This is a genomic window from Chloroflexota bacterium (assembly GCA_014360905.1).
In the GTDB taxonomy this organism is placed as follows: Bacteria; Chloroflexota; Anaerolineae; order UBA2200; family UBA2200; genus JACIWX01.
Genome location: JACIWW010000020.1, coordinates 21,022 through 35,113, shown reverse-complemented (window position 1 = coordinate 35,113; position 14,092 = coordinate 21,022). Strand labels below are relative to the sequence as shown.

General features: G+C 54.2%; 12 protein-coding genes. All 12 read left to right on the top strand.

Translation table 11 applies throughout. The annotated features are described in order from the left end of the window. The first annotated feature begins 343 nt into the window (after window positions 1-343). Window positions 344-1,270: a fused MFS/spermidine synthase gene (locus tag H5T67_09195; protein ID MBC7245491.1), complete on the top strand. Its 927-nt coding sequence runs from the start codon at window positions 344-346 to the stop codon at window positions 1,268-1,270. A 427-nt stretch (window positions 1,271-1,697) separates the two neighbouring features. Continuing rightward, the gene (locus tag H5T67_09190; GenBank protein ID MBC7245490.1) at window positions 1,698-2,360 is read left to right on the top strand and encodes an ABC transporter ATP-binding protein; all 663 of its coding nucleotides are present in this window, start codon (window positions 1,698-1,700) and stop codon (window positions 2,358-2,360) included. 93 nt (window positions 2,361-2,453) lie between these two features. Next, the gene (locus tag H5T67_09185; GenBank protein MBC7245489.1) at window positions 2,454-2,912 is read left to right on the top strand and encodes a hypothetical protein; all 459 of its coding nucleotides are present in this window, start codon (window positions 2,454-2,456) and stop codon (window positions 2,910-2,912) included. Window positions 2,913-2,928: 16 nt separating this feature from the next. Then, on the top strand, window positions 2,929-4,506 hold the full coding sequence (locus H5T67_09180; protein ID MBC7245488.1) for an efflux RND transporter periplasmic adaptor subunit: 1,578 nt from the start codon (window positions 2,929-2,931) through the stop codon (window positions 4,504-4,506). A 70-nt stretch (window positions 4,507-4,576) separates the two neighbouring features. Further along, entirely contained in the window at window positions 4,577-6,148 is a 1,572-nt protein-coding gene (locus H5T67_09175; protein MBC7245487.1) for an efflux RND transporter periplasmic adaptor subunit, read from the top strand. Continuing rightward, window positions 6,145-7,359, top strand: coding sequence for an ABC transporter permease (locus H5T67_09170; GenBank protein ID MBC7245486.1), 1,215 nt, complete (start codon window positions 6,145-6,147; stop codon window positions 7,357-7,359). Before H5T67_09175 ends, H5T67_09170 begins: the two co-directional genes overlap by 4 nt. A gap of 123 nt (window positions 7,360-7,482) precedes the next feature. Further along, on the top strand, window positions 7,483-8,193 hold the full coding sequence (locus H5T67_09165; protein MBC7245485.1) for a hypothetical protein: 711 nt from the start codon (window positions 7,483-7,485) through the stop codon (window positions 8,191-8,193). A gap of 214 nt (window positions 8,194-8,407) precedes the next feature. Then, window positions 8,408-9,634, top strand: coding sequence for a trypsin-like peptidase domain-containing protein (locus tag H5T67_09160; GenBank protein MBC7245484.1), 1,227 nt, complete (start codon window positions 8,408-8,410; stop codon window positions 9,632-9,634). A 100-nt stretch (window positions 9,635-9,734) separates the two neighbouring features. Continuing rightward, window positions 9,735-10,457 (top strand): response regulator transcription factor, encoded by a 723-nt coding sequence (locus H5T67_09155; GenBank protein ID MBC7245483.1) that lies wholly within the window; start codon window positions 9,735-9,737, stop codon window positions 10,455-10,457. A gap of 2 nt (window positions 10,458-10,459) precedes the next feature. Continuing rightward, window positions 10,460-11,899 carry a HAMP domain-containing protein gene (locus tag H5T67_09150; GenBank protein MBC7245482.1) on the top strand — a complete coding sequence of 480 codons (1,440 nt, stop codon included), beginning with the start codon at window positions 10,460-10,462 and terminating at the stop codon, window positions 11,897-11,899. Window positions 11,900-12,041: 142 nt separating this feature from the next. Continuing rightward, window positions 12,042-13,205, top strand: a complete 1,164-nt coding sequence (locus H5T67_09145) for an aldo/keto reductase (GenBank protein ID MBC7245481.1) — start codon at window positions 12,042-12,044, stop codon at window positions 13,203-13,205. 29 nt (window positions 13,206-13,234) lie between these two features. Then, window positions 13,235-14,086, top strand: coding sequence for a 3-hydroxyacyl-CoA dehydrogenase family protein (locus H5T67_09140; protein MBC7245480.1), 852 nt, complete (start codon window positions 13,235-13,237; stop codon window positions 14,084-14,086). The last annotated feature ends 6 nt before the right edge of the window (window positions 14,087-14,092 follow it).

The following is a 14,092-nucleotide window of genomic DNA, read 5'->3' as shown; positions in this document are numbered from 1 at the left end:
TGTGACCAGCCAGATTACACAGGAAGTGGCGGTTATCCCCCTCTTATGGATTTTGCCACTGACGATCTACTTACTGAGCTTTATCCTTGCATTTTCAGGAGGACGTTGGTATTCCCGTCGACTATATGGGATTGCCTTCTTTATCCTCAGCTTTGTCAGCCTGTGGATGCTCGTGAAATGGCCCCCATTCAGCATGATGACCCAGATCACTCTTTACGCACTGCTCTTGTTCGTCAGCTGTATGATCTGCCTCGGTGAGTTATTCAGGTTGCGACCACATGCGCGTTTCTTACCCCCGTTCTATCTAATGATTGCTATTGGGAGCGCGATAGGCGGAATTTACGTGAACTTACTTGCGCCGTATCTATTCGCCACCGGATTTTGGGAACTGCAATGGGGGTTGGTCGCTTGCGGGGTACTTCTCGTGATTGTCATGCAAACCGATCACGCGCCGGCACGTGCCAAACCACCAAGCAGAGCACAACGCAGACGGGCAGATAAATCCCAGCGGGCAGGCAGTCCACGGCGCTGGAGTTTGCGGTCAGTCGTCGCGGTCACTTCTCTGCTTATTGTAGTTCTGGTCGGCTTGATTGTCCTCATCATGCGTGCAATTTCGTCAGATGCGCTATTGGCAATGCGCAGTTTCTACGGCGTATCGCGGGTCTGGGAGATTAATGCGGAACATCCAGAACTGCATGCCTACCAACTCACCCATGGCAAGACTGTGCACGGCTTTCAGTTTGAGAATGAAGACTTACGCGATAGGCCAACAACGTTCCATGCTGAGAGCAGTGGGATTGGACTGGCGATCTCGAATCATCCGACTCGCCCTGGGAATTTGCGCATCGGCGCCCTTGGACTGGGCATCGGTGTCATCACCAGCTATGGGCAACCAGGGGATATCTTCCGTTTCTATGAGATTAACCCAGATGTCATTCGCATTGCGCAAGGCAAAGGAGGTTATTTCTCGTTTCTGGCAGACTCGCAAGCGCACATTGACATTATCCCAGGAGACGCACGTGTTTCACTGGAACGCGAATTGGTGGATGGCGGTTCACAGAATTTTGATCTGTTGGTTCTGGATGCGTTCAGCGGCGATGCTGTACCACTGCACCTGCTCACGAAAGAAGCCTTTGTGACCTATTTGAAGCACCTCAAGCAAGATGGTATTATGGCCATCCATGTTTCCAACCGTTACTTTAATCTCCATTGGGCGGTTTATCGAATGGCTGATGAGCTTGAGCACCGCTTTGATCGAGGACAAAGGTGATGGCATTCGTAGCTACGATTCTGTCTGGATGCTGCTTACGCACAAACAAGACTTTCTGGAACTGCCGGCTATTGCAGCGCGTATTTCACAACGCCCGCCCATCCCCACTAGCTTGCGCACATGGACGGATGACTTCAGCAACTTGTGGCAAGTCTTAAGGTAGTTCTGTTGATTGAATTCCCCGCAATATTCAAGGCATGCTTGGCACAGTAGCGCCTCTTATAATCTAGATTTCCGTGTAAGGCTCAGACACTAAAAGTTCACCCACTCTACAACCTACTCCATCAAATCTCCACAACTTCATGTTATGATTGATCAGAGGTGGACCAATTTGCATCTAGGTCACGCCAAATGCATTGCATTCACTGGCGGAACATAAAACAACTGCAATCCAGCGATATTAAAGGCTTGGGCATGAGGAGGATTTGTGATTAATATCCAAGAAATAACCAAAGTCTACAAATTGGGCAAGGTGGAAGTACACGCTCTGCGAGGCGTCTCTCTGCAGGTAGAAGCAGGGGAGATGGTAGCGATTATGGGTCCTTCCGGCTCGGGCAAGTCCACCCTGATGAATATTATCGGCTGTCTGGACCAACCTACGTCAGGCACATATTACCTGGATGGCTTGGAGGTAGGCCGGCTGGGCGACGACCAACTGGCAGAAATCCGCAACCGCAAAGTTGGTTTTGTCTTCCAAACCTACAACTTGCTACCCCGCACCACAGCCCTAGTCAACGTGGAATTGCCCTTGATTTACGCTGGAACCGCAAAGCGGAGGCAGCGAGCTCTAGAAGCTCTAGAGGCTGTAGGCTTGGCTGAGCGGGCCCATCACCACCCAAACGAGTTGTCAGGCGGTGAGCAACAGCGAGTTGCCATTGCGCGCGCTCTGGTCAACGATCCAGAGATCATCCTGGCTGATGAGCCCACTGGTAACTTGGATTCAAAGGCAGGTGCGGAAATCCTGGACATCTTTGAGACCTTGAACCGCGAACGTGGGATCACCGTGGTGATCGTTACCCACGATCCCGAGATAGGTGCACGCGCTCAACGCATCATCCGCTTGCGAGATGGAAAGATCGTCGCGGATTAGCTGAGAGATGAAACGCGCCAACTGAAGAGTGCAAACCAACCCTTTAGCTGGATTTAATCCGAGTACTACATACTCAATTCAGGAGGGAATGGCATGATGAAGAAAGTCGCAATGGCCTTGATCGTAGTGCTAGTTTTGGCTGCGGTGGGTGGCGGTGCTTTCTACGCTGGAACCAAGGTTGGAGAAAACCGCGTGATCCAGAACCCGGCACGCTTCTTTCAACAGCGGATGCGGGGAGAAGGTGGTCAATTCTTTGCTCCGTCCCAGACTCCACAACCTGGGCAAAGAATCACTCAAGGGACAGAGGGTGGCATCGCGGGCACCATCGAGGAGATCCAAGGCACCACTGTGCTCCTCAACACCGGACAGGAAACGATCCGTGTACAAACTACCGATACTACCCTGATTGAGAAATTCATGTCCGTCACTGTAGGTGACCTGAAGGTTGGTGAACGGGTGGTAGTTATGGGCACAAAGAACGATGATGGCTCTTATACCGCCCGCTCCATCCAGTCCATGCGCGCATTCCCATCTACGCCCTCCGGACAATAATAAGCGAGGTAAGAAAATGCAATCTTTCAAGCGTGTGTTCAAGTGGGGTTTGGCTGTAGTCCTAATTGGGATATTGGTTCTGGTGGGATTGCGGTTGAGGCGAGGCCAGAGCCAAGCGACAAGCTATACCCAAGTGGTCACGGTCGAACGAGGCAGCCTGGTAGCAGCCATCACTCCCACAGGTGAGGTCACTGCCAGACGCCAGGCGCAATTGAGTTTCGACGTTAGCCGTATTCCTCTGATTGAGTTGAATGTCACGCCAGGCCAAGAGGTGCGGGAAGGAACCGCCCTGGCGCGCATTGACTCCTCCTCGCTGCAGCGGGCAGTGGATCAGGCGAAGGCGGATTTGCTTTCGGCTGAGGAGGCACTGGAGAAAGCCAAGAACCCCTACACAGAATTAGACCGGCAGAAAGCTGAACTGGATGTGGCCTTAGCAGAAGCTGCCTTGCTGGAGGCCAAACGGGCTACCGCAGGAGAAGCTATACAAGAGGCAGAACGTGCACTGCAACAGACCAAGGGCAAGCTCGCCGCTTTGCAAAACGATCTTTCGACCCAAGAGCAGCTTGAGCGCCTACAGTGGCTGGCCAATGTTGCCGAGGTAGAGCACGGTAAATTATTGGAAGGTCCCATTACCACTGAGGAGGGCAAAGATCGCGAGGTCTTGGCCTACAACCGCATGATGGATGCCAAAGACAACCTTGAGACAGCCAAAGCCCGAGCAGCTCTGGATCTGCTGAATGCACAGAATCAGGTTGCCCAAGCCGAGGAGACGTTGGAACAGCTAAAGGCTGGTCTGGCCCAGGCTCAAGTGCGCAACAAAATCGCGCAAGCCGAGTACAACCTCGCCAAAGCTAAGGATACCCTGGCCAACATCCTCGCCGGCCCAGACCCCAAAACACTGCAACTGGCCCAGGCGCGCTACGACGCCGCCAAAGCCACCCTCGAAAAAGCCCAAGCCGCTCTCGAGGCCGCTACCATGATCGCTCCCTTCGATGGCACAGTCATCTCCGTTGGCGCTGAGGTTGGCGATCTGGTCTCCTCCAACACCACCATCGTAACCCTGGCCGATCTGTCCAATCTGCGCGTCATTGCCACGGTGGACGAGACGGACATCAGCAAAGTCGAAGTGGGTCAGCAGGCAGAAATCACCTTCGATGCCTTTCCGGGGCGCAAGTTTCGTGGCGTAGTGTTGGAGGTGCCTTTGGAGGGGCAGCTTGTACAGAACGTAGTGAGCTACAAGGTGCCGGTGAGTCTGGAGGGAGTGGAAGGAGTGTCACTGCGGCCGGGGATGACTGCGAATGTGAAGATCATCGTGGGGAGGCGTGAGAATGCGTTGTTGATCCCGGTGTTGGCGTTGCGCCAAGGGGAGGATGGCTACGTGGTGATGGTGCGGGATGCGGATGGCACGGCCATGGCGACGCGGGTGGAGGTTGGGTTGAGCGATGGGACGTATGTGGAGGTACTGCGTGGGCTGAACGAGGGAGATCGTGTGGTCATTGAATACCAGACTTCCACGCAACAGACCGGTACCTTCCGTGGCTTCGGTCAGATGATCCCTGGCGGTGGAGTAGTTATTAGGGAGATGAGGCCATGAACGTGGCGGAGGCGGAGGGCTGCCGCCAGAACTACCTGCGACGAGACCATAGGATAGTAGGAGGTCAGGCATGAAACATAGGAGATTTTGGGTGATCGTAGGAGTTATCGCCCTGGCCGGAGCTGTGGTGCTGGTGCTGCGCATGCGCAGCAATGCTGCTCGGGCAACTAGCTACACACAAGTGGTCGCGGTCGAGCGAGGCAGCCTGGTAGCAGCCATCACTCCTACGGGTGAGGTTATCGCCAGACGTCAAGCGCAACTGAGCTTCGATGTCAGCCAGATTCCCTTGATTGAGCTGAACGTTGCACCTGGTCAGGAAGTGCGGCAAGGAACCGTCCTGGCACGCATTGACCCCTCCTCGCTGCAGAGGGCAGTGGATCAGGCGAAGGCGGATTTGCTTTCGGCTGAGGAGGCACTGGAGAAAGCCAAGAACCCCTACACAGAATTAGACCGACAGAAAGCCGAACTGGAGGTGGCCTTAGCAGAAGCTGCCCTGCTGGAAGCAAAACAATCTACTGTAGAGAAAACTTTGCAGCAGGCTGAGCTCGACTTGGAAAGCGCCCGATTGAATTTGCTTATTACCCAGCATAGTTCGACGGTGGGCAAGACAGTACGCGATCTGGAATACACAGTAGCCTGGTATGAGCGTAAATTACGAGACCTCGAAGCACAGCGTCAGCAGGGCAAAGTCGAGCAGGCAGCAGTTGACGAAGCAGCAGAGGCGCTGGCTAAAGCAAGGGCTAAGTTGGAGGCAGCCCGGGCCAATGCCAACGCTGCCCTGACTGCTGCTGAGGACAAGGTTAAGAAAGCCGAGGAGACGTTGGAGCAGTTAAAGGCTGGTCTGGCCCAAGCTCAAGTGCGCAACAAGATCGCTCAAGCCGAGTACAACCTCGCCAAAGCCAAGGATACCCTGGCCAACATCCTTGCCGGACCAGACCCCAAAACACTGCAACTGGCCCAGGCGCGCTACGACGCCGCCAAAGCCACCCTCGAAAAAGCCCAAGCCGCTCTCGAGGCCGCTACCATGATCGCTCCCTTCGATGGCACAGTCATCTCCGTTGGTGCTGAGATCGGCGATCTGGTCTCCTCCAACACCATCATCGTGACCCTGGCAGACCTGTCCAATCTGCGCGTCATTGCCACGGTGGATGAGACAGATATCAGCAAAGTCGAAGTGGGTCAGGAGGCAGAAATCACCTTCGATGCCTTTCCGGGGCGCAAGTTTCGTGGCGTAGTGTTGGAGGTGCCTTTGGAGGGGCAGCTGATACAGAACGTGGTGAGCTACAAGGTGCCGGTGAGTCTGGAGGGAGTGGAAGGAGTGTCACTGCGGCCAGGGATGACTGCGAATGTGAAGATTATCGTGGGGAGGCGTGAGAACGCGTTGTTGCTCCCAGTGTTGGCATTGCAACAGGGGGAGGATGGCTACGTGGTGATGGTGCGGGATGCCGATGGCACGGTCATGGCGACGCGGGTGGAGGTTGGGTTGAGCGATGGGACGTATGTGGAGGTACTGCGTGGGCTGAACGAGGGAGATCGTGTGGTCATTGAATACCAGACTTCCACGCAACAGACCGGTACCTTCCGTGGCTTCGGTCAGATGATCCCTGGCGGTGGAGTAGTTATTAGGGAGATGAGGCCGTGAACGTGATTGAAAGCGTGCGTATAGCGCTGCGCTCTTTGGCAGCCAATAAACTACGTGCTGGGCTAACCATGCTGGGCATCATCATCGGCGTAGGAGCGGTGATCGCTCTAGTAGCAGTCGGCGCTGGAGCCCAAGCCCAGGTGCTGGAACGGTTTCAAAGTCTGGGTTCCAACTTGCTCGTCGTTTCTCCGGCGAGGATGGTCTTCCGTGGTGTTGCCATGACCACCACAGCTCCCAGTCTGACCAATGACGATGTGGAGTCTATCGCGCGATTGGCGACTTCTATAGCTGCTATCGCGCCTGAGTATTCCACCCGCGCTCAAGTGGTTTATGGCAGCAAGAACACGCAAACCACTATCCTAGGGGTCACGCCAGAATACCGTCCGGTGCGCAACTGGCAGGTAGAACGAGGGCGTTTTATTGACGAGTTGGATCTTAGCACGCAGGCCAAGGTGGCGGTATTGGGGTCCTCGGTGGTCGAGGACCTCTTTGGAGGCACGCTCATTGATCCCTTGGGCAAGACAATCAAAATCAACCGCCAGAACTACGAAATTGTGGGTATTCTGGTCAGCAAGGGAGCCGGCATGGACGACCAGCTTTTCATCCCTCTGAGCACGGCTCAACTCAAATTTGGTGGAGCAGGCAACAGAACCTTGAGCTCCATCAACGTGCAAGCCGTCTCGGCAGATAAAATGGATTTGGCTCAAGCAGAGCTGACTGCCATTCTACGGGCTAGCCATGGATTAACAGCCAGCCAATCTAACGACTTTATCATCCAAAACCAAGCGCAGATCGTGGAAATGGTGCAGGAAACATCGCAGACCTTTACGGTGCTTTTGGCCAGTATCGCTGCTATCTCCCTGGTAGTGGGGGGCATTGGCATCATGAACATTATGCTAGTCTCGGTTACAGAACGAACGCGTGAGATTGGTATTCGCAAGGCAGTAGGAGCCAAGCGGCGGGACATTTTGACCCAATTCCTGGTTGAGGCAGTGATACTCAGCCTAGTGGGAGGTATTGTCGGTGTCCTAACTGGCTATGGTGCGGCACGGGTTGTGACTCCACTGCTGGGAGGTACTCGGGCCCTTGTTACCCCTGGAAGCGTGGTCATGGCCCTAAGTGTGTCCATTGCCGTTGGCCTGTTTTTCGGCATCTACCCAGCCAGTCGCGCTGCTGCTCTCAACCCCATTGAGGCGTTGAGGTATGAGTGATCCATTTATCTTTTCATATGTTCTCCAATCTATCTCCATAACTTCTACATAAGTGGCTACTATAATAGCGATAGAAAAATGGAGTGGAATCTATCCACTCTACCAAAAAGGAAGGAGGTTACTATGAGGAAATTTTGGAAGTTTGCGGGCATCGCCGCATTGGTCGTGATCCTTGGAATGACTGCTGTCGGCGTCGTTGCCCTCGCTCAGGAGGGTTCCACAGAGACGTCAGGCTGGAACTTCCGGCAAAAGATGCACGAAGCCATTGCCAGCATCCTGGGCATCAGCGTTGAGAAATACGATGCAGCCGTTGAGTCAGCCAAGGAGCAGGTACTGAAGCAGGCAGTTGAGGATGGCTGGCTGACCCAGCAGCAAGCTGACATGCTCAAGGAACGTTTCGAAATGGAGTGGAAAGGTCCGTGGATAGGCAAGCGCTTTGGCTTCTGGGGCGGCCGGGGATGCGGTGGGATAGCCGGGACATCGCTCCTCTCCATCGCTGCTGACAAACTGGATATGTCGCTGGATGACCTGATTGAAGAATTCAAGCAGGGAAAGAGCATTAGCGATGTGGCTAAGGAGAAGGGGATAGATCCGCAAACCATCGCCGATGAATACCTAGCTAAGTACAAAGGGAAACTGGACGAGGCAGTGAAGGATGAACGCATCACTCAGAAGCAAGCTGACCTGATGTTAAGTCAGATGAAGGAAGCAGTAGCGGAGCAGTTGGATGCTGCTTGTGGTGGCTGCTGGGTCGGTGGTTTCATGGAGCGAGGCGGACGCGGCCGGTTTGGCGGCTTTCCCGGTAGAGGCTTCCCCGGCTGGGGCGAGTTCTAACCCAAAGCTTGTGGAAGTCTCACTTCAATGAGGGGCGAACCGACCGCAGGTTGGTTCGCCCCTCATTATCTGTCTAGAGCGAATGATGCTCAAATCTCTTGACCCTAATCTGTAGTAGAGAGCGCTGTTTATCTGAGCAAGTAGGAGGAATATAACAATGAATAAAATATCGCGAGGATATCAGAGCCTGATTGTCGCTCTTGTCCTGTTGTTTATGGTGGTTGGTTGTAGCCTGCCACGTGCTACAGCAGGGGCAACGGACGTGCCAGTTGCTGCTTTGCCTACTGCCACGCTCGACGTGCCAGTATCGCACTCCTCAGACGAGCAAGCGGCGACGGATGCATCAGCGGCACCACTTGCTGCCTTGCCTACTGCCACAACTGCTGTACCAGTGCCACTTGCCTTGGACGTATTAACAGCAGCTAAAGCCTTGCAGATGCAGTTCATCAGTGTATATGAATTAGCCGCGCCGGCAGTTGTCAATATCACCACACGCACCTATGCCTATGACTGGTTCATGCAGCCCATCCCACAGGAAGGAACCGGCTCGGGCTTTGTCTATGACAGTGATGGTCACATCGTCACCAACTACCATGTAGTTGAGAACGCGCAGGAACTCCTCGTTACCCTCGCTGGAGGGGGAACGTACGAGGCTAAGATCGTGGGGGTGGATCCGACCAATGATCTGGCTGTGATCCGCATAGAGGCTGGTGCAGACCTACCTAAACCACTTATCTTGGGCAATTCAGATCAACTGCGGGTGGGGCAAATTGTCCTCGCCATCGGGAATCCTTTCGGTTTGCAACAGACGCTGACTACAGGGATAATCAGCGCCTTGGGACGGGTGATCCAAAGCCCTGAAGACAATCGCTTTATCGGTGAAGCGATTCAAACTGATGCAGCGATCAACCCTGGGAATTCCGGCGGGCCATTGCTCGACCTGGATGGGTATGTCATCGGCGTAAACTCGCAAATCATCAGTACTAGTGGAGCCTCGGCAGGAGTGGGCTTCGCAATCCCGGTGAATACCGTGCAGCGCGTCGTACCCAAACTCATTTCCCAGGGATATTACCCCCATCCCTGGCTGGGTGTGGAGTTGTTGTCCCTGACCTCCTCAACTGCCAGAATGCTGCGCGAGGCAGGCATGAAATTGCCCGTGGACGCTGGGTTGTTGGTCATCAAGGTAGTGAGCGGTGGACCAGCCGACAATGCAGGAATACGGGGGAGTAGCCGCACCGTTCGTCTGGGTCGTTATCAGGTACCACTAGATGGCGATGTCATTGTGGCAATCAACGGACAGTCGGTCCATAACTTCCAAGATCTGACCGTTTACCTGGAGACCAAAACCACCATCGGTGATACGGTAAGAGTGACCATTCTCCGAGATGGGCAGGAGCGCATAATCGAGGTGCGGGTGGGAGAACAACCTCGAACCTCCTGATGCACTAAATGAACAGAACGAACTTCCGCTGTTGGTATGAGCTTTTGTCACTTCATTGGTATAATAAACCAAAGAACCAGGCCGCAAGGAGAGTTAACGGATGCCCCAACGGATTCTGGTAGTGGATGATGATCCACAGATTGTGCGGTTGCTGCGCGCTTACTTGGAAAAAGAGGGATTCCAAGTTTTCGTCGCCTATGATGGAAACATGGCGTTGCACATCATTCGCAGCGAGCGCCCTGATCTGGTGCTCTTGGATCTGATGCTTCCCAATCGCGATGGCTGGGGAGTGACTCGCGTGGTGCGCGGCGATGCCAACCTGGCGGCTATACCAATCATCATGCTTACTGCCCGTGTTGAAGATGGAGACAAGATTCTCGGTCTGGAACTAGGTGCCGATGACTATGTAACCAAGCCGTTCAATCCGCGCGAAGTGATCGCTCGCGTGCGCGCGGTGTTGCGCCGCGCTCAGGGAGAACCATTCCTCCCTAAAGTGATCCAAACCGGGCCACTGCGCATTGACATAGACCGTCACGAAGTACTGCTAAATGGCCGTCCCATGCACCTAACTCCTACGGAATTCAACCTGCTGCGAGCGTTAGCGGAACACCCTGGCCATGCCTTGACCCGCCTGGAGTTGATTGAGAAAGGTCTGGGCTATAGCTATGAGGGGCTGGATCGCACTGTAGACAGCCATATCAAGAACTTGCGCCGTAAGTTGGACGAGGTAGGTGGCCATGGCATGGGAACAGCATTGATCGAGACAGTATTCGGTGTGGGCTACCGCCTGCATTCGGAACCACGTCAGATGAAGGAAGGATGATTATGAACCGCCTGTGGGTGCGATTGACCCTGGCTTTTACCCTAATTACTCTGCTTACCTTGGGTGTCGTTGCCGTGCTGGCGAATACGCGCGTTGGAGAGGCCTTCCGCTTTTACCTATCTTACCGAGATCCATGGCGATATGAACCCTTAGTGCAAGCTTTAGCCCTCTACTATCAGACTCACGGCACCTGGCAAGGAGTTGAGGTACTGCTGGAGCGCTGGCAGGAAGTGGAAACCATCCTGCAGCAAATGCCAGGCATGTCCCAGCCCATGATGGGAAGGATGCGCAGCATGACCTTTGCTGGGGGCAGCCGAGTACAACTTGTCCTAACGGATGCCAACGGCCGCGTTTTGTATAGCCGCATGCAGCGGCATCCCGGCCGGCAGTTGACCCCTGATGAGGCAGCTGCAGCGATTGATATCGAAGTAGACAGTAGAGTAGTTGGCCGTTTGGTAGTTGCGTTGCCCATCCAATCCGCCATCCTCGGTCCTATTGAACAACGCTTCTTCGAGCGCTTGCGCCAGCTCTTGCTGGCTGGAGCAGTTCTGGCAGGCATACTAGGGGTGTTATTAGGTGTAGCCTTTAGCCGTACCCTCTCCGCCCCTTTGCAGCGACTTGCAGTTGCGGCGCGTGCTGTTGCCAATCGTGATTTCAGTCAACGGGTGGAAGTAGGGGGCAGTACGGAGATAGCTGAGGTATCGCAGGCTTTCAATGAGATGGCTGCCGCGTTGGAGCAAGCCGAACAATTGCGCAAGAACCTCATGGCCGACGTAGCCCATGAACTACGTACTCCGTTGAGTGTGTTGCAGGGCAACTTGCAGGCCATCCTGGATGATGTGTATGCACTAGACAAGGCTGAGATTGCCAGTCTTTATGATCAAACACGCCTGCTCGCACGCCTGGTGGACGACTTGCGCGAGTTAGCCCTGGCCGATGCCGGAAAATTGCAGATGAATCTGGTTCCTACTGATGTGGGGAAAATATTGCTCAATACAAGCGAGTACCTAACCCCCGCTGCGGGGGCTCAAAAGGTAACGCTTACCGTACAGGTACCCGACGATTTGCCTCTCGTGCATGCCGACCCCGACCGAGTAGCTCAGGTATTGCATAACTTGTTGGTCAATGCCCTTCGGCATACACACGAAGGTGGCTCGATTGCGGTCAGCGCATCGACAACGGAGGAAGGCGTAGAAATTGCTGTGTCTGATACTGGTGAGGGCATTGCCCCTGAGGATTTACCCTTTGTTTTCGAGCGCTTCTGGCGCGCTGACCCCTCCCGTTCGCGCAATAAGCATTGGCCAGGAGGGAGTGGATTGGGACTTTCCATCGCCCAAAGCTTGGTCAAAGCCCACGGCGGTCGCATCTGGGCCGAGAGCACGCTAGGAAAAGGTTCAACCTTCCACTTCACGCTGCCCCTAGCCCAGAACGGGGCTGGCTAAAAGTTACTATCTCTGCAGCTGTTCATCATCCTAGCGCGCTTTGCTTCTCTGCAGATAATGTGCTATCCTAGAGTCGCATAGGACTCTATCTTGTCCGTTGCCCAAGGGTTATAACCATCACGACCGGGAAAGGATAGATACGATGCAGTACCGCAAATTCGGCAAACTGGAATGGAAAGTATCCGCATTGGGGTTTGGATGCATGCGCTTGCCTACCAAAAGCCAGAACCCGGCGGATATAGATGAACCAGAAGCAACCCGCATGATCCGTTATGCTATTGACCACGGTGTGAACTACATTGACACCGCCTATCCCTACCATGGTGGAGAGAGCGAGCCTCTGCTAGGTCGTGTGCTGCGGGATGGATACCGGCAAAAAGTGAAGTTAGCTACCAAGTTACCTTGTTGGCTGGTGCAGACCGCCGCCGATTTCGAGTGTTATTTGAACGAGCAGTTACGCAGGTTGCAAACCGATCGCATTGACTTCTATTTGCTGCACTCCCTGAACAAACAGGAATGGGTCAAAGTGCGCGACCTAGGAGTATTGGCATGGGCAGGGAAAGCGATTGCCGATGGACGCATTGGATACCTAGGCTTTTCCTTCCACGATGATTACTCTGTGTTCCAAGAAATTGTGGATGCGTATGACCACTGGACTTTCTGCCAGATACAATACAACTACATGGATATCGAACATCAGGCTGGGACCAAGGGTTTACACTATGCAGCCGCAAAAGGATTGGCAGTGGTGGTCATGGAACCCTTGCTCGGCGGCAGGTTGGCCAATCCCCCAGAGGCCGTGCAGCAAATTTGGGACAGTGCCCCCAAAAAGCGGACGCCAGCGGATTGGGCATTGCAGTGGCTGTGGAACCAACCTGAGGTATCCGTGGTACTTAGCGGGATGAGCACTATGCGACAGGTCAAAGAGAACCTGGTTAGCGCTGACCGTTCTGGGGTTGGCATATTAAGCCAGGAAGAACTGGACATCATCGCGCGCGTGCGTGCCAAGTACAACGAACTGTGTCCTATTCCCTGCACTGCGTGCGGTTATTGTATGCCATGTCCCAGTGGCGTGGACATTCCACGCGTTATTCGCCAATTCAATTACGGAGCAATGTATGGTGACGCGGAGGCAGCGCGGTCTGGTTACAAGGACATACCGGCACAATCCAGGGCGGATCAGTGCACGGAGTGCCAGCAATGTGAAGATCTTTGTCCGCAGCATATCCCCATAAGTCAATGGATGAAGCGCATTGATCAGGTATTGGCGCAGGGCCGCCCTTATGAGGAATGCATGCAATATTGACATCTAAAAACTTTAGAGAGGAGGCAAAGATGCAGAATGTAGCCGTCATGGGCAGTGGCACAATGGGCAGTGGCATTGCCTACGTTACCGCAAGAGCTGGCCTTTCTACTCGCCTGTATGATCCCATCCCTGAGCAATTAGCCAAGGCGCAGGCATACCATCGTAAGCTATTGGACCGAGAAGTAGAAAAGGGCCGTTTGGCGCAAGCCGAAGCAGAAGCAACGAGCGCACGTATCCTGTACACCGGCGATTTAGCGCAGGCTTTGTCCAAGGTGGATTTGGTGATCGAGGCTGCACCAGAGAATATCGAGTTGAAGAAGAAGTTGTTCCATGAGATGGAACAGCACGTGAGCGCTCAGGCCATTTTAGGCAGCAACACGAGCTCGCTGCCCATCACTGAGATCGCCACAGCCGTACAGAAGCGCGACCGTGTGATTGGCATTCACTTTTTCAACCCAGCGCCAGTCATGCAGCTTATCGAGATCATTCAGGCCGTTGAAACCAGCGAGGCTACCGTACAAGCGGTGGTTGAATTCGCTAAGAAGGTGGGTAAGGAGCCAGTGGTGGTGAAGGACTTTCCTGGCTTTGTGACTACCCGCGTGGGATTGATGCTGGTCTCTGAAGCCATCTTCGCTTTGCAGGAGGGCGTGGCTGAGCGCGACGCTCTGGACAAAGCGATGAAACTGGGCTACAACCTGCCTATGGGGCCGCTGGCACTTGCCGATTTGATTGGCCTTGACATTGTGCTGCATGTCCTCGATGCTCTGTATGCGAATTACAAAGATGACCGCTACCGTGCTCCTATCTTGCTGCGTAAGATGGTGCAAGCAGGGCATCTCGGACGCAAGACGGGCAAGGGTTTCTACGACTATCCGTCTTAACCCCAG